Origin of the sequence: Sphingopyxis sp. H050, assembly GCF_001468265.1 — a bacterium.
Lineage (GTDB): Bacteria > Pseudomonadota > Alphaproteobacteria > Sphingomonadales > Sphingomonadaceae > Sphingopyxis.
In genome coordinates this window covers 268036-283196 of record NZ_LNRZ01000005.1, presented here as the reverse complement: position 1 = coordinate 283196, position 15161 = coordinate 268036, and the positions used below count along the sequence as shown (strand labels likewise).

The window sequence follows — 15161 nt, the reverse complement described above, 5'->3', positions numbered from 1 at the left end:
GCCTGCCGGCGAAGGCGGCACGGGCCCGCTCCCCCACCCGGCCTCCCCAGATTACCGTCCTTAGGGAGGCCGGGTGAAGGGTCGGGCCGGTGCCGTTGCTCGGAGTGTCAGCGGGTCCAGCGCGCGAAGATGGCGGTGGGGAGTAACAGCCCCCGCGCTTCCTCGCGGACCGCCAGCTCGCCGCATTCGACCTTGCCCGGCAGGTCGGCGAAAAGCTGCGCGAGCAGCTCGCCGATCGCGAGCGCCGACATACGAACGGCATAGACGGTCAGAAACAGCGCCCGGCTGTCTGCATCGAGCAGTTGGCGGCAATCGGCGAGCAGCGGCGCAAGACCCTCTTCCAATTGCCAGCGTTCGTTGTTCGGGCCCCGCCCGAACTTGGGCGGATCGAGCAGGATCGCGTCGTAGCGCCGCGCGCGCCGCACTTCACGCGCCGTGAACTTGCCCGCGTCATCGACGATCCAGCGGATCGGCCTTTCCGCCATACCCGCCAGCGCGGCATTCTCGCGCGCCTGCGACACCGACTTCTTCGAGGCATCGACATGCGTCACCGACGCGCCCGCCGCGGCGAGCGCCTGGCTGCCGACGCCAGTGTAGCCGAAGAGGTTGAGGAACGCGGGATCGGGCTTGTCGGCGACTTGCGTACGCAGCCAGTCCCACACCGGCGCCATGTCGGGAAAGAAGCCCAGATGGCGGAAGGGCGTGCATTGCGCGGTAAAGCGCGTCTCGCGCCACGCCAGCGGCCAGCCCTCGGCAGGCACCGGCTTGTTAAAGTACCAACGACCGCCGCCGTCGTCGTCGGATGCGGGGATGAACTCGCCGTCGGCAGCTTCCCATTCGCTGGCGGGCAGCGCGGGGGCCCACATCGCCTGCGGCTCGGGGCGGATGAAGCGATATCGGCCGTAGCGTTCGAGCTTGCGCCCGCCGCCGCTGTCGACCAGCCCGTAATCATCCCATGCCTCACCGACCAGGGTGACGAGCGGCGGCAGATCAGCCACGCGCCGCCTCGCCGAGGATATAGGCCTTCACCGCATCATAATCGCCCGGCAGCTTCGCGTAGCGCTCCTCGCGCTCGAACAGATTGCCGAGGCGCGCGGGGAGCGGCGGGCGGACGCCGGTGGCGCGCTCGACGGCGTCGCGAAACTTCGCGGGATGCGCGGTCGCAAGGGTGACGATCGGCACCTCGGCGTCGATGTCCACGGCTCGTGCGGCCGCAAGCCCCACCGCGCTGTGCGGATCGATGATCTGCCCGCCCTTCTCCTGCGCCCAGCGCAACGCGAGCGCCATCGCATCGGCGTCGATGCGCGCGCTCGAGAAGAGATCGCGCGCGCCGGCAAGCATATCCGCGGGGATGGTCATGGCGCGCTTCGCGTCGAACTCGTCCATCATGCCGGTGATCGCAGCACCGTCACGGCCCGCTAAATCGAAGAGCAGGCGTTCAAAATTGCTGCTGACCTGGATGTCCATGCTCGGCGTCGCCGTCGCGGTGACGCTGCCCGCGCTATAGTCGCCGCTGGTCAGCGCGCGATAGAGGATGTCGTTGACGTTGGTCGCGACGACGAGCCGCGCGATCGGCAAGCCCATTTGTGCCGCGACATAGCCCGCAAACACATCGCCGAAATTGCCGGTAGGAACGCTGAACGCCACCGGGCGGTCGGGGCCGCCGAGGCGCACCGCGGCGTAGAAATAATAGACGACCTGCGCCATCAGCCGCGCCCAGTTGATGCTGTTCACTGCCGACAGCGTGACTTGGCTGCGCGCCTCTTCGTCGCCGAACAGCCGCTTCACCATCGCCTGCGCATCGTCGAAGCTGCCGTCGATCGAGATATTATAGACGTTCGGTGCGAGCACCGTCGTCATCTGCCGGCGCTGGACGTCGCTGACGCGGCCTTCGGGATGGAGCATGAAGATGCGAATATGCTCGCGTCCCGCGACCGCCTCGATCGCCGCCGAACCGGTATCACCCGAGGTCGCGCCGACGATCGTGATGTCGGTGTCGCCGCCCGCCAGGAACTTTTCGAACAGCTGCCCGAGCAATTGCAGCGCCACATCCTTGAACGCCAGCGTCGGGCCGTGGAACAGTTCGAGCAGCCAGTGGCGATGATCAAGCTGGACGAGCGGCGTCACGGCGTCGTGGCTGAAGCGGCCGTAGGCGGCCCTGCAAAGCTCGCGCAGTTCGTCCTCTGTCAGGATACCCGCGACAAACGGCGTCATCACCCGCACCGCCGTTTCGGTATAGTCGAGACCCGCAAGCGCGCGAATATCGTCCACCGACAGCTGCGGCCATATCGCCGGCACATAAAGCCCGCCGTCGCTGGCGAGACCGGCGAGCGTGGCGGCGCGGAAGTCGAGGGTCGGCGCGGAGCCGCGGGTGCTGATATAATCCATCACGGACATGCGCCCTAACGGCGCGCCGTCACCGCTGCAAGCGGCGGCGCACGGCGATGACGTATATAATCAGCGCCACGATCGCGAAAAAGAACCATTGGAAGGCGTAGGCCAGATGATTGTTCGGGACACCGGCGCCCGTCGGCACCGCGCTGGCGCGCAATCCCGCGACCGGCGTATCGGCAACAAGCATCGCGCGCGCCGGAACCGCCTTGCCCGTGAGCCGCTCGACCAGTGTCGGCTGTTCCGGGCCGGGGACGATCGTTCCCTGCACGGTCCCGCCCTGCCACTGCGGCGGCTTGAAGTCTTCGGCAATCCCGACGTCGACGAGCACACCCGGACCCTCGGCACCGGTGCGGCAGTCGGCGATCATGCGGATGCCGCTGGCCCCCTTGCGGTCGGTGCCGCCGCGCGGATCCCATTGGACGACCTCCAGGCAGACGACGCTGCTCTTGCGGAACAGCATCGCGTCCGGAACCGGCGGCAGCTTCGGGTAGGAGACGAGCGACGACATCGCCATGTTGCGATCGTAGAGCACGATCAGCGCCTCCTTCTCGGCCTTGCGCTGCAGCTGCCACACGCCCAGCGCAATCATCGCCGCGACGGCGCACAGGACGACAATCGTCGGGATCACCGGCCAACGGCGCGGGGCGGGCACAACGGGCTCAGTCATCGCGCTTCGTCCCTTCGGCTGCCTGCCGCTGATGCTCGCTTGCCAGCAGCGCCGCCTTCGCGACGCGCAGGCCGTAAATCACCGCCGCGGCGGTCAGCGGAACCCAAAGCACGACATGCACCCAGAAAGGCGGGTTGAGCATCGTGTCGAGCGTCAGCGCGGCGGCGATCAACAACGCGCCGATGATCATCGTCAGAAACGCGGCCGGACCATCACCGACATTGTAGCGGCCGAAGTCGAGCCCGCACGACGCACAGCACTCGCGGAACTTCGCCGGCCATTCGAGCAAGCCGGGAGCGCCGCATTCGGGGCAGAGCGCAAAAAAGGCAGCGCGCCAGATCGGCGGCTGCCCCTTTTGTGTTTGGTCGTCTGCGGTCACTTAGTGTGCGGCGACCGGTGCGCCCCAGCCGCCCCAGACATAGACGATGATGAAGAGGAACAGCCACACGACGTCGACGAAGTGCCAGTACCAGGCCGCGGCTTCGAAGCCGAAATGCTGTTGCGGCGTGAAGTGACCCTTGGAGGCGCGGACGAGGCAGACGATCAGGAAGATCGTGCCGACGAGCACATGGAACCCGTGGAAACCGGTCGCCATGAAAAAGGCCGACGAATAGTTGATCTGACCGAAGTTGAACGGCGCTTCGGCATATTCATATGCCTGAATGCTGCTGAAAAGCAGGCCGAGCAGGATGGTCGCCCACAGGCCTTTCTTCAGGCCGTCGCGGTCACCGTGGATCAGTGCATGATGCGCCCAGGTGATGGTGGTGCCCGAGCAGAGCAGGATCAGCGTATTGAGCAGCGGCAGCGAGAAGGCGTCGATGACGTGGATGCCCTTCGGCGGCCAGATCGTCGCGGCGGTCGCGCCGTCCTGCCCGAACAGATTGGTCACCGCGCCGTCGACGATTTCGACCGGCACCGGGAAGAGCGAGAAGTCGAACCACGCCCAGAACCAGCCGACGAAGAACATGACTTCCGACGCGATAAACAGGATCATGCCGTAACGCAGATGCAGCTGGACGACCGGGGTATGGTCGCCGGCATGTGCTTCGTTGATGACGTCCGACCACCAGCTGAAAAAGGTAGCGATCACGCCCATCAGGCCGAGGCCGAGGACCCACTTGCCGGCGCCGCCGAAAAAGTCCTGATGCATGAACATCACCAGGCCGAAGAACATCACCAGCGCGGCGACCGAGCCGATGAGCGGCCACACGCTGGGATTTACGAGGTGATAGTCATGATGTTTGGCACCGGACATGGCGTTGTTCCCGTTTTTAGCAGCCCCAGCTTCGCGATTCCCCATCGCTTGCCAGTCTTGTTTGGACTCTTTGGATGCGGCCTTAGCTCGCGTTTTTGTCCCCGTCTACAGGGTGGAAGGTGTAGCTCAGCGTGATTTCTTCGATGTCCTTCGCGTCGGGATCGTCCTTGATCTTGGGATCGACGAAGAACAGCACCGGCATCCGCATCTGCTCGCCGGGTTTCAGCATCTGCTGGGTGAAGCAGAAGCACTGGATCTTGGTGAAATATTTGCCTGCCGCGTCGGGCGTGACGTTGAAGCTGGCGGTGCCGACGACGGGATGCGGCGAAGCATTTTCGGCGATGAAGATCGCCATGTCGCGCGCCCCGATGCTGACCGTGTCGGTCGGATGCTCGGGATAGAATTTCCACGGCAGCTTCGGCGAGACATTGGCGTCGAAGCGCACCGAAATCGTATCGCTGAGGATCTTCGGCGTCTCGGCCGCGGCGACCGGGTCGTAACGCTGCGTCGTGCCGCCGAACCCGGTCACGCGGCAAAACAGATTGTAAAGCGGCACCGCCGCGAACCCCAGACCGACCATCGCGACCGCGAGCAAGGCCGCCAGCGAGCCGGTCTTCGCGTTTCGCGACAATGTCTTCATTTGGGCACCACCATGCGGGCGATCGTGATGAAGAAGAACAGAAAAGCCAGCCCGCCGAGCAGCCAGCCCATCAGATTGGCGCGGCTGCGCTGGCGGCGGCGATATTCAGCTTCGTCGAAGGGCGGCTGTTCGGGGGGCAGTTCTTCGGTCATAGCGCAAACCAATGGTCGGCGACGACTGCGCCGAACAGGATGAAAAGATAGGCGATCGAGAAAGCGAAGAGCCGCTTTTCGGGTTGCATCGGGTCGCCCTCGCCGGTCGTGCGCGTACCGACCTGGATCGACAGCGCCACAAAGACCGCCGACAGCACGACGGCGGTCCAGCCATAGAGCGCGCCGGTGTAGCCGAGCGGCCAGGGCGCGATCGCGCCCACCGCCATGATGATGGCGTAGAACAGGATCTGGCGCCGCGTCGATTGCTCGCCCGCGACGACGGGCATCATCGGGATGCCCGCGGCAGCATAGTCCGAGCGCACGAACAGCGCGAGCGCCCAGAAATGCGGCGGCGTCCAGAGGAAGATCAGCAGGAAGAGCAGCACCGGCAGCGGCGCGACGCTGCCCGTCGCGGCGACCCAGCCGATCAGCGGCGGAAAGGCACCCGCCGCGCCGCCGATGACGATATTCTGCGGCGTCCGCGGCTTCAGCCACATCGTATAGACGAAGACGTAAAAGACAATCGATCCGGCGAGCAGCAGGGTCGCCTGCCAGTTCGACGCGAAGAGCATCAGAAACAGCGAGAAAGCGGCAAGCCCGACGCCGAACTGGAGCGCGGTCTGGCGGTCGAGACGCCCCGCGGGAAGCGGCCGCCCCGCGGTTCGCTTCATCTTGGCGTCGAGCCCCGCCTCATACCATTGGTTGAGTGCGCCCGACGCGCCTGCGCCCAGCGCGATCGCAAGGATCGACGAAAAGGCGAGCACCGGATGGACGCTGCCCGGCGCCGCGAGCAAGCCGCAGAGCGCGGTGAACACGACGAGCGACATCACGCGCGGCTTGGTCAGCGCGAACAGGTCGCGCCAGTCGGCGGGAAGCGCTGTTGCGCCGTGGGTCAGGCTCTGCGCCATATTTGCTCCGGCCTGTCGGGAAGCGCCCCCTGCCGAAAATCGAGCAGGGGGCGATTCCGATCAGGAGATACGCGGCAGTTCGTTGAACTGGTGGAACGGCGGCGGGCTCGACAGCGTCCATTCGAGCGTCGTCGCGCCTTCGCCCCACGGATTGTCGGCGGCCTTCTTGCCCGCGAACAGCGCGTAGAGGATGTTCACGAAGAAGAAGATCATGCCGACGGCCATGATCACATAGCCGAGCGACGAAATGTGATGCCAATAGGCATAGGCTTCCGCATAGTCGGGGTAACGGCGCGGCATGCCCTGCTGGCCCAGGAAGTGCTGGGGGAAGAACATGACGTTCACGCCGATGAAGAAGACCCAGAAGTGCAGCTGGCCGAGCGCCTCATTGTACATCCGGCCCGACATCTTCGGGAACCAGTAATAGAAACCGGCGAAGAGCGAGAAGACCGCGCCCAGCGACAGCACATAGTGGAAGTGCGCGACGACATAATAGGTGTCGTGCAGATTGGTGTCGACGCCGCCATTGGCGAGCACGACGCCGGTGACGCCGCCCACGGTGAACATGAAGATGAAGCCGAGCGACCACATCATCGGCGTCTTGAAGCTCAGCGAGCCGCCCCACATGGTGGCGATCCAGCTGAAGATCTTGATGCCGGTCGGGACCGCAATCACCATCGTCGCGGCGGTGAAGTACATCTTCAGGTTCACGCTCATGCCGACGGTGAACATGTGGTGCGCCCACACGATAAAGCCGACGACGCCGATCGCGACCATGGCGTAGGCCATGCCGAGATAGCCGAACACCGGCTTGCGGCTGAAGGTCGAGATGATCTGGCTGACGATGCCGAAGCCCGGCAGGATCATGATGTACACTTCGGGGTGGCCGAAGAACCAGAAGAGATGCTGGTAGAGCACCGGATCGCCGCCGCCCGTGGCATCATAGAAGGTGGTGCCGAAGTTGCGGTCGGTCAGCAGCATGGTGATCGCGGCGGCGAGAACCGGCAGCGCGAGCAGCAGCAGGAAGGCGGTGACCAGCACCGACCACACGAACAGCGGCATCTTGTGCAGGGTCATGCCCGGCGCGCGCATGTTGAAGATGGTGGTGATGAAGTTGATCGCCCCCAGGATCGACGCCGCACCGGCGAGGTGGAGCGAGAAGATCGCCATGTCGACCGCGGGTCCGACCGAGCCGCTGGTCGACAGCGGCGCATAGACCGTCCAGCCGGTGCCGGCGCCATGGCCGCTGCCACCCGGAACGAAGCTCGACCCGACGAGCATGATGAACGCGACGAAGGTCAGCCAGAAGCTGACGTTGTTCATGCGCGGGAACGCCATGTCGGGCGCGCCGATCATCAGCGGGACGAACCAGTTGCCGAAGCCGCCGATCATCGCGGGCATGACCATGAAGAAAACCATGATCAGGCCGTGCGCAGTAATCAGCACGTTCCACATATGCTTGCCCTGCACCTCGGTCGCCGCCGGATCGAGCCACTGGGCCCAGCCCGTCAGATACTGGATGCCGGGTTCGGCGAGTTCGAGGCGCATCATGCCCGAGATCGCGCCGCCGACGATGCCGGCGACGATCGCGAAGATCAGGTAGAGTGTGCCGATGTCCTTGTGGTTCGTCGACATGAACCAGCGGACGAAAAAGCCCGGCGTGTCGTGGTCGTGATCATGCGCATGAGCATGAGCGTGTTCGGCGCCGTGCGCGGGTGCAGTCGCTGCGATATCGGTCATCTGTCGGACCCCTTGGATTATTTCTTGGCGGCCGGAGCTGCGGCGGGAGCCGCAGCCGGCGCTGCTTCGGGAGCGGTTTGGGCCGTGGCGGCGGTCGGCGTCGCCGGGGCGGCAGCGGGAACAGCCGCGGGTGCGGCGGGCGCGGCGGCAGATGCCGCTGCGGGCTGCGGACCCGCGGGGTTGCCGCCCTTCGAGCGGACCCAGGCTTCCCACTTTTCGACGGGCAGCACTTCGACGGCAATCGGCATATAGCCATGATCGACGCCGCAAAGCTCCGAGCACTGACCGTAATAGACGCCGACCTTGGTGGCGGTGAAAGTCGTTTCGTTGGCGCGGCCGGGGACCGCGTCCATCTTGGTCCAGAAAGCCGGAACCGCGAAGCTGTGGATCACGTCGGCGCCGGTGATGATCAGCTTGACCTGGCGGCCGACGGGGACGACCATGCGGTTATCGACCGCAAGGTGATAGGGCTCGCCACGCGCCTTGGCCTGATCTTCGGGCAGGATTTTCGAGACATATTCCGGAATGCCCTGGTCGGGGTAGGCGTAGCCCCAATACCATTGATAGCCGGTGACCTTGATCGTCAGCGCGTCCTTCTTCGGCGGTTCATATTGCGCCGCCAGCAGCTGGATCGACGGCACGGCGATCAACGCGAGGATCAGCACCGGGATCGCGGTCCAGATGATTTCGATGAAGGTATTGTGCGTCGTCTTCGACGGCACCGGGTTCGCCTTGGCGCGATAACGGAACATCACCCACAGCAGCAGGCCGAGAACGAGCAGTGAAATCGCGATGATCACCGGCAGCAGGATATAGTGGTTGAAGGCATAGGCCTGTTCGCCGATCGGGCTGACCTGCGGCTGGAAATTGATCCCCGCGTCGACCGGCTGCCCGATCCCGGGGGTCGGCTTCATCGGGACGTAGGTCGCATCCGCGGTCGCATCGACCACCGGAGTGGCCGCCGGGGCCGGCGCCGCCGCTTCGGCAACAGCCGGAGCGGGATTCGCCGCCGTCGGCGCGGCCGCGGGGGCCGCGACGGGCGCCGCCGGAGCTGCCGCTTGCCCGGCGCCTACCGCGCCGAGCGACAGAGCCGCTGCGATCAGCGCCTTGATTACAGGGGTTTTCAAGCTCTTCATAAGGATAGTGCCGCCCGTTGCCTGTTGTTCTTTTGATGCCCCAACCCCGTCGTGCCGATCGCCGGACATGCGTCGCGGCAGCCGTCCCCAAGGCTGAATCTCGCGGGCGCTATAGACCCGCTTGCCGCTTGCCTCAAGCATCTCTAACACTATTTTGCGGCTGGCAAATCTTCCTTGTCTCCACTAGGTCGCCCGGCACGGACGACAACAGGAACAAAAGACAAAATCTCCCATGACCGATGACGAAATCCTGGCCGAATTTCGCGCCGCCGACGCCCTGCTCCAGGGGCACTTCCTGCTCTCTTCGGGCCGGCATAGCGAATATTATCTGCAGTGCGCGCGCGTGCTGATGGACACCGAGCGCGCCGGACGCCTCGCGAGCGCGCTCGCCGCAAAGCTCCCGCGCGACCTTAAACAGGCGATCGACGTCGTCGTCTCGCCCGCGATGGGTGGGGTCATCATCGGCCATGAAATGGGCCGCGCACTCGGCAAGCCGGCGATTTTCGTCGAACGTCCGACCGGCACCTTCGAACTGCGCCGCGGCTTCGCGATCGCGCCGGGCGCCAAGGTGCTGATGGTCGAAGATGTGGTGACGACGGGCCTCTCGTCGCGCGAGGCGATGGACGCGGTGCGCGCCGCGGGCGGCGACGTCATCGCCGAAGCCGCGCTGGTGGACCGCTCGGCGGGGAGCAACATCGACCTCGGCGTGCCCTTCTATCCGCTCGTCGCGATCAACTTCCCGACCTATGCCGACGATGAGTTGCCGGCCGAACTTGCGGCGACGCAGGCGATTAAGCCGGGGAGCCGGAGCATAGCGGCTTGAGCAGCCTCCCGTCCAAATTGCGGCTCGGCGTCAACATCGACCATGTTGCGACGATCCGCAATGCGCGCGGCGGCGATCATCCCGACCCGGTGCGCGCGGCGGAAATCGTCGCGGCGTTCGGCGGCGACGGCATCACCGCGCATCTGCGCGAGGACCGGCGGCACATCCGCGACGACGACCTGGCGCGCATCCAGGCGGCGACCGACCTGCCGCTCAACCTCGAAATGGCGGCGACCGACGAGATGCTGGAGATCGCGCTGCGGCATATGCCGCACGCCGCGTGCATCGTCCCCGAGAAGCGCGAGGAACGGACGACCGAGGGCGGGCTCGACGCGGCCGGGCAGCACAACCATCTCGCGCCGATCGTCGGCCGGCTGAACGACGCGGGCATCCGTGTCAGCCTGTTCATCGAGCCCGACCCGCGCCAGATCGAGGCGGCGATGCGTCTGAAAGCGCCGGTCGTCGAGTTCCACACCGGCCGCTACGCGCATGTCGAGGGCGAAGAACGCGCCGCCGAACTGCGCCGCATCGCCGATGCCGCGGCGCTCGCGTGGAAGAACGGCATCGAACCGCATGCCGGCCACGGCCTCACCTATGACAATGTCGTGGCCGTAGCCGCGATCCCGCAGCTCGCCGAACTCAATATCGGTCATTATCTGATCGGCGAGGCGATCTTCACCGGGCTGGAACATGCGATCCGGCGAATGCGCGGCCTGATGGACGAGGCGCGCGGGTGAGCGGGCCGTTGCCGATCCTCCCCGGCACGGGGAGGGGGACCATGCGAAGCATGGTGGAGGGGCACGCAAGGTGTTTCCTGCCCTATATGCGCCGCACGACTCCGCCTGTGCCCCTCCACCACCTTCGGTGGTCCCCCTCCCCGTTCCGGGGAGGATCGCTGTGATCATCGGCCTCGGTTCCGACCTCTGTAATATCGAGCGCATCCAGAATTCACTCGACCGGTTCGGCGAGCGGTTCGAAAACCGCGTCTTTACCGAGATCGAGCGCGCCAAGGCGGCGCGGCGCCCGTTCACCCGCGCCGGCACCTACGCCAAGCGCTTCGCCGCCAAGGAGGCCTTCTCCAAGGCCGTCGGAACCGGCTTCAAGCGCGGCGTGTTCATGAAGGACATCGGCGTCGTCAACGCCCCCTCGGGCGCGCCGACGCTGGCGCTTACCGGCGGCGCGGCGGCGCGGCTCGCCGAGATGATTCCGGCCGGGCACAGGGCACATATCCACCTGACACTGACCGACGACCACCCCTGGGCGCAGGCTTTCGTCATCATCGAAGCGATCAAGGACTGAGAATGGCGAAGAGCGTACGGGACGAAGAAACGAGCTGGGGCAAGCTGATCCGCGACGTCGTGGTGATCCTGCTGCTGGTGCTCGGCATCCACAGCTGCGTCGCCAAGCCCTTCTATATCCCGTCGGATTCGATGATGCCGGCGCTGCACAACGGCGACCGGCTGATCGTCAGCAAATATCCCTATGGCTGGTCCTACGCCTCGGTCAGCTTCCATCTCGCGCCGAAGGTCGAAGGCCGCCTGTTCGGCAAGCTGCCCGAACGCGGCGACATCGTCGTGCTGGAACATCCCGAGAGCCGCATCGATTACATCAAGCGGGTGATCGGCCTGCCCGGCGACACGATCGAACTGCGCGGGGGCGTGCTGATCATCAACGGCAAGCCCGTGAAACGCGAGGTTCAGCCGATGACCGCGATCCCCGTCGACGCCAACACCCCCTCGCCCGGCAGCAGCCTCTACGCCTTCGTCACCACCGACGCGCAGGGCCGCAAGATGCTCGAGGCGCCGGTCGTGCGCGAAACGCTGCCGGGCGGCGCAACGTTCGACACGATCGACATGGGCGGCTTCCAGACCGACGACTACGGCCCCGTTGAAGTGCCGGCGGACCACCTGTTCCTGATGGGCGACAACCGCGACGGCAGCGCCGATAGCCGCGTGCCGACCTTCCAGAAGGGCCTCGGCGGTCCCGTCCCGTTCGACGCGATCGCCGGACGCGCCGAGATCATCACCTTTTCGACCGATGGAACCGCCGTCTGGTACAATCCGCTAAGCTGGTTCGAAGCTCTGCGACCGGGCCGTGCGGGAACCGACTTGCGGCCTGCGCGTGACGCGGAAGCGAAATAGGGAGTAAGGGCATGGCGGCACCAAAGGCGACATCGAGAACGGCGGCCGCATCGCGAGCGCCGCGCAAGACCCCGCCCAAATCCGCCGAAAGCGAAAAGCCCGAGGCCCCCGGCCCGACCGAGATTCGCAGCCAGCCTGTCCGCACCGAGTTGCTCCGCGCCGCCGTGTGGCTGGGGCTCGCACTGCTGATCGGCCTCTGCATCATCCTGATCCAGCCGATCCTGCTGATTTTCGCGGGCATCGTAATGGCGTCGATGCTCGATGGCGGAACCCGGCTGCTCGGGCGCGTTCTGCCGATCGCGCGCGGCTGGCGGCTGCTGATCGTCTGCCTTTCGCTCGTGGCCTTCCTCGTCTGGACGGTGATGTTCGCGGGCTCGCAGATCGCCGATCAGGCCGCGACGCTGCAAAAGGTCGTGATGGGCCAGGTCGAGCGCATCGCCGCCTGGGCCGCCGACCATGGCATGGGCGACTTCCAGCTCGACACCAAGACGATCACCGACAATATCGCGGGCACTTTCGGGCGCGTCACCGCCGCGGTCGGAACCGTGCTCGGCGCGCTGACCAGCCTGGTCATGGTCATCGTCCTCGGCATCTTCATCGCGATCGAGCCGCGGCTTTATGAACGCGGCGTCGCGTGGATGCTGCCGATGAAGTCTCGCGAAAATTTCTACATCACGACCGCGCGCATGGGCTTCACGCTGCGCCGGCTGATGGCGGGACGCCTGCTCGGCATGCTGGTCGAAGGCATCGGAACCTGGCTCGCCTGCCTGGCGGTCGGCATTCCGATGGCGGCCTTGATGGGGCTGCTCACCGGCCTGCTCGCCTTCATCCCCAATATCGGCGCGATCGTGTCGGGCGTGCTGCTGGTGCTCGTCGGCTTCTCGGCCGGGGTCGATACCGGCCTGTGGGCGATCGCCATCTATTTCACCGTCCAGACGGTCGACGGCTATCTGATCGTGCCGATGGTCGCGAAGCAGACCGTTGACCTTGCGCCCGCGCTCGTCCTCGGCGCGCAGATCCTGTTCGGCGCCCTACTCGGCATCATGGGGCTGTTCCTCGCCGATCCGATCGTCGCGATGATCAAGGTCGCGCTGGAACGCGAGGCGGAGCGCAACGCAGGCGCCGCCCAAACGAAAGCGGCGGCGAGCCCCTAGCTCACCGCCGCTTGAAATTCGCTTTAGACCGAAGCGTTACTGCTGCGGCGCGGGGGCCGGTGCGCCGGGTACGCCGCCGGGGGCGCCCTGCTGCTGTTGCTGCATCATCTGCATCTGCTGCTGCATCGCGCGAACCTCGGCTTCCGAGCGGAAGTCGAGCAGTTCGACGTCGAAATGCAGCGTGCTGCCGGCCGGGATCGGGCCGACGGCGCGGTCGCCATAGCCGAGCGACGACGGGATGCTGATCTTGTACTTGCCGCCCTTCTGCATACGGGTCAGCGCGTCGGAGAAGCCGGGAACGACCTGCGACACCTGCATCGGCGCCTGTTCGTTGGCGTCGAAGACGGTGCCGTCGTCGAGCTTGCCTTCATATTTGACGAGAACGACGTCGGCGGTCGTCGGGCTGGGGCCGGTGCCAGCCTTGACAGTCTCGAACCCGATGCGCGGCGTCCCCATGAAGGCAAAGGCGGTGCCCGCCGCGAGCAGCGCGATCAGGCCAATCCACATCAGCCACAGCCCGCCCTTGCTCACCGGGCGCAGTGGAACCGTCGTTACGCTCATGCTCTTGTCCTTCCCTGCCCCGATCGGGCTGAATGTCGGGCACGCCTATAAGCGGTGCGGTGCGGAAGGGTCCAGAGGCAATTATATGGATGCAGCGCGATGGCGGGAATGGGGTGGGGAGTTCCTGTTACCCTATTTTCTTTCGTCATCCCGGACTTGATCCGGGATCCATTACTACGGCGCGGCTATGGATCCTGGATCAAGTCCGGGATGACGATGAAAGCAAGGTCCACTTCCGGCCGCGACCGGCTGTCCGCGCCCCAACGAAAAAGGGCGCCACGTTGCCGCGGCGCCCTTTTCTCGAATCAGGATCCCGAACGGGAGACGGTCTTACTTGATACCGTCGCGCTCCATCCGCTTGCGCTCCATCTTGCGGGCGCGGCGGACGGCGGCGGCGCGCTCGCGGGCGCGCTTTTCGCTGGGCTTCTCGTAGTGACGGCGCAGCTTCATTTCGCGATACACGCCCTCACGCTGCAGCTTCTTCTTGAGCGCGCGAAGGGCCTGGTCGACATTATTGTCGCGAACGATGATCTGCATACGCCGTGTCGTCTCCTGTTCGTCAAAACGATTTCGCCACCGGGCACCCGGTTTGCCGTAAATCGCCGATATTCGGGCAATAAAAAGAGCGCCGCGAAAGCGCGACGTTCCGGTTGGCCGCCGACTAAAGGGATTCGCGCCGAAATGCAACCCCAAAGGCGGTGTAGCGGGCCGGTCGCGCGCCCAAGGCGCTTTGCGCGCTCGCGGGATTGTGCCGGCCCCCATGCTTATGGCATAGGTAGCAGGACGAAACTAACATCATAATGAGGGACAGGCCATGGCGACCCAGCTCAAGCGCAACAGCAAATATAGCGAAGCCGAATGGACGGCGCGGCAGGAGCTTGCCGCTTGCTACCGCATCTTTGCGATGATGGGCTGGGACGAGATGATCTTCAACCATATCACGGTGAAGGTTCCCGACGAGGACGGCAGCTACCTGATCAATCCTTATGGCATGCATTTCAGCGAAGTGACCGCCTCGACCCTCATCAAGATCGACATCGACGGCAACAAGGTCGACGAGGACAATCCCTGGCACGTCAACAAGGCGGGCTTTGTCCAGCACAGCCTGTTCCACCGCGTCCTGCCCGACGCGCACGCGATCATCCACACGCACACCACAGCGACGGTCGCGGTCTGTGCGCTCGAAGGCGGGCTGCAGCCGGTGAACTTCTATGCCTGCAACTTCGCGGGCCAGATCGCCTATCATGATTTCGAGGGCGTCACGGTGCGCGAGGAGGAAGGCGAACGCCTCGTCCAAAATCTCGGCGACAAGCGCATCCTGATGCTCAAGAATCACGGCCCCGTCGTGATGGGCAAGACGCTGACCGAAGCCTTCATCAAATATTGGGCGCTGCAGCGCGCGTGCGAGATCCAGATGGCGACGATGAGCATGGGCAAGCCGATCACCGTTCCGCAGGAGGTGATCGCGGTCCACCAGCGCGACCTGTTCATGGCCTCGATCCCCGGCCAGGCGGGCAAGGCCGAATTCGACGCGATGGTCCGCAAGGTCGACAAGATCGACACGAGCTGGCGTGACTAATCCGGCGGGGC

General features: G+C 65.2%; 18 protein-coding genes. 6 read left to right on the top strand and 12 right to left on the bottom strand.

Features of this window, described 5'->3' with window-relative positions:
• Positions 1 to 107 precede the first annotated feature (107 nt).
• The 10 genes from ATE67_RS12500 to coxB form a co-directional block, all read right to left on the bottom strand.
• Positions 108 to 998: a class I SAM-dependent methyltransferase gene (locus ATE67_RS12500; protein ID WP_058816987.1), complete on the bottom strand. Its 891-nt coding sequence runs from the start codon at positions 996 to 998 to the stop codon at positions 108 to 110.
• Complete coding sequence (thrC, locus tag ATE67_RS12495) at positions 991 to 2388, bottom strand: threonine synthase (RefSeq protein WP_058816986.1); 1398 nt, start codon at positions 2386 to 2388, stop codon at positions 991 to 993. The genes ATE67_RS12500 and thrC overlap by 8 nt, the downstream gene beginning before the upstream one ends.
• A gap of 28 nt (positions 2389 to 2416) precedes the next feature.
• Positions 2417 to 3061: an SURF1 family protein gene (locus tag ATE67_RS12490; RefSeq protein WP_058816985.1), complete on the bottom strand. Its 645-nt coding sequence runs from the start codon at positions 3059 to 3061 to the stop codon at positions 2417 to 2419.
• Complete coding sequence (locus ATE67_RS12485; protein ID WP_082660342.1) at positions 3054 to 3440, bottom strand: DUF983 domain-containing protein; 387 nt, start codon at positions 3438 to 3440, stop codon at positions 3054 to 3056. Before ATE67_RS12485 ends, ATE67_RS12490 begins: the two co-directional genes overlap by 8 nt.
• Positions 3441 to 4316, bottom strand: coding sequence for a cytochrome c oxidase subunit 3 (locus tag ATE67_RS12480; protein WP_058816984.1), 876 nt, complete (start codon positions 4314 to 4316; stop codon positions 3441 to 3443). It abuts the gene before it with no gap.
• Positions 4317 to 4398: 82 nt separating this feature from the next.
• A complete protein-coding gene (locus tag ATE67_RS12475) occupies positions 4399 to 4956 on the bottom strand; it encodes a cytochrome c oxidase assembly protein (protein ID WP_058816983.1) in 558 nt (185 codons plus the stop codon).
• Positions 4953 to 5108, bottom strand: coding sequence for a hypothetical protein (locus ATE67_RS21705; protein ID WP_197411944.1), 156 nt, complete (start codon positions 5106 to 5108; stop codon positions 4953 to 4955). Before ATE67_RS21705 ends, ATE67_RS12475 begins: the two co-directional genes overlap by 4 nt.
• Positions 5105 to 6016: a heme o synthase gene (locus tag ATE67_RS12470; protein ID WP_058816982.1), complete on the bottom strand. Its 912-nt coding sequence runs from the start codon at positions 6014 to 6016 to the stop codon at positions 5105 to 5107. The genes ATE67_RS21705 and ATE67_RS12470 overlap by 4 nt, the downstream gene beginning before the upstream one ends.
• A 60-nt stretch (positions 6017 to 6076) precedes the next feature.
• Entirely contained in the window at positions 6077 to 7756 is a 1680-nt protein-coding gene (ctaD, locus tag ATE67_RS12465) for a cytochrome c oxidase subunit I (RefSeq protein WP_058816981.1), read from the bottom strand.
• Positions 7757 to 7773: 17 nt separating this feature from the next.
• Complete coding sequence (coxB, locus tag ATE67_RS12460) at positions 7774 to 8892, bottom strand: cytochrome c oxidase subunit II (RefSeq protein WP_058816980.1); 1119 nt, start codon at positions 8890 to 8892, stop codon at positions 7774 to 7776.
• A gap of 232 nt (positions 8893 to 9124) precedes the next feature.
• Here coxB and pyrE point away from each other — a divergent pair, with 232 nt between their 5' ends.
• The 5 genes from pyrE to ATE67_RS12435 all read left to right on the top strand — a co-directional run bounded on the left by pyrE (position 9125) and on the right by ATE67_RS12435 (position 13010).
• Positions 9125 to 9715: an orotate phosphoribosyltransferase gene (pyrE, locus tag ATE67_RS12455; protein ID WP_058816979.1), complete on the top strand. Its 591-nt coding sequence runs from the start codon at positions 9125 to 9127 to the stop codon at positions 9713 to 9715.
• Entirely contained in the window at positions 9712 to 10452 is a 741-nt protein-coding gene (locus ATE67_RS12450) for a pyridoxine 5'-phosphate synthase (RefSeq protein ID WP_058816978.1), read from the top strand. The genes pyrE and ATE67_RS12450 overlap by 4 nt, the downstream gene beginning before the upstream one ends.
• Before the next feature lie 160 nt (positions 10453 to 10612).
• Positions 10613 to 11014: a holo-ACP synthase gene (acpS, locus tag ATE67_RS12445; protein WP_058816977.1), complete on the top strand. Its 402-nt coding sequence runs from the start codon at positions 10613 to 10615 to the stop codon at positions 11012 to 11014.
• A 2-nt stretch (positions 11015 to 11016) separates the two neighbouring features.
• Positions 11017 to 11856, top strand: coding sequence for a signal peptidase I (gene lepB / locus ATE67_RS12440; RefSeq protein ID WP_058816976.1), 840 nt, complete (start codon positions 11017 to 11019; stop codon positions 11854 to 11856).
• 11 nt (positions 11857 to 11867) lie between these two features.
• Positions 11868 to 13010 (top strand): AI-2E family transporter, encoded by a 1143-nt coding sequence (locus ATE67_RS12435; protein ID WP_082660341.1) that lies wholly within the window; start codon positions 11868 to 11870, stop codon positions 13008 to 13010.
• Positions 13011 to 13046: 36 nt separating this feature from the next.
• On the opposite strand, the gene ATE67_RS12430 is transcribed toward ATE67_RS12435, so the two are convergent.
• On the bottom strand, positions 13047 to 13571 hold the full coding sequence (locus ATE67_RS12430; RefSeq protein ID WP_058816975.1) for an FKBP-type peptidyl-prolyl cis-trans isomerase: 525 nt from the start codon (positions 13569 to 13571) through the stop codon (positions 13047 to 13049).
• Between the two features lie 330 nt (positions 13572 to 13901).
• Complete coding sequence (gene rpsU, locus ATE67_RS12425; RefSeq protein WP_003047635.1) at positions 13902 to 14108, bottom strand: 30S ribosomal protein S21; 207 nt, start codon at positions 14106 to 14108, stop codon at positions 13902 to 13904.
• Between the two features lie 277 nt (positions 14109 to 14385).
• On the opposite strand from rpsU, the gene ATE67_RS12420 reads away from it, so the two are divergent.
• Positions 14386 to 15150 (top strand): class II aldolase/adducin family protein, encoded by a 765-nt coding sequence (locus tag ATE67_RS12420; protein WP_058816974.1) that lies wholly within the window; start codon positions 14386 to 14388, stop codon positions 15148 to 15150.
• The last annotated feature ends 11 nt before the right edge of the window (positions 15151 to 15161 follow it).

Bases quoted from the DNA above. Each gene is read 5' to 3' on its own strand.
- thrC (WP_058816986.1), bottom strand. From the start codon at position 2,388: ATGGATTATATCAGCACCCGCGGCTCCGCGCCGACCCTCGACTTCCGC.
- ATE67_RS12490 (WP_058816985.1), bottom strand. From the start codon at position 3,061: ATGACTGAGCCCGTTGTGCCCGCCCCGCGCCGTTGGCCGGTGATCCCG.
- ATE67_RS12480 (WP_058816984.1), bottom strand. From the start codon at position 4,316: ATGTCCGGTGCCAAACATCATGACTATCACCTCGTAAATCCCAGCGTG.
- ATE67_RS12475 (WP_058816983.1), bottom strand. From the start codon at position 4,956: ATGAAGACATTGTCGCGAAACGCGAAGACCGGCTCGCTGGCGGCCTTG.
- ATE67_RS21705 (WP_197411944.1), bottom strand. From the start codon at position 5,108: ATGACCGAAGAACTGCCCCCCGAACAGCCGCCCTTCGACGAAGCTGAA.
- ATE67_RS12470 (WP_058816982.1), bottom strand. From the start codon at position 6,016: ATGGCGCAGAGCCTGACCCACGGCGCAACAGCGCTTCCCGCCGACTGG.
- ctaD (WP_058816981.1), bottom strand. From the start codon at position 7,756: ATGACCGATATCGCAGCGACTGCACCCGCGCACGGCGCCGAACACGCT.
- coxB (WP_058816980.1), bottom strand. From the start codon at position 8,892: ATGAAGAGCTTGAAAACCCCTGTAATCAAGGCGCTGATCGCAGCGGCT.
- pyrE (WP_058816979.1), top strand. From the start codon at position 9,125: ATGACCGATGACGAAATCCTGGCCGAATTTCGCGCCGCCGACGCCCTG.
- lepB (WP_058816976.1), top strand. From the start codon at position 11,017: ATGGCGAAGAGCGTACGGGACGAAGAAACGAGCTGGGGCAAGCTGATC.
- ATE67_RS12435 (WP_082660341.1), top strand. From the start codon at position 11,868: ATGGCGGCACCAAAGGCGACATCGAGAACGGCGGCCGCATCGCGAGCG.
- ATE67_RS12430 (WP_058816975.1), bottom strand. From the start codon at position 13,571: ATGAGCGTAACGACGGTTCCACTGCGCCCGGTGAGCAAGGGCGGGCTG.
- rpsU (WP_003047635.1), bottom strand. From the start codon at position 14,108: ATGCAGATCATCGTTCGCGACAATAATGTCGACCAGGCCCTTCGCGCG.
- ATE67_RS12420 (WP_058816974.1), top strand. From the start codon at position 14,386: ATGGCGACCCAGCTCAAGCGCAACAGCAAATATAGCGAAGCCGAATGG.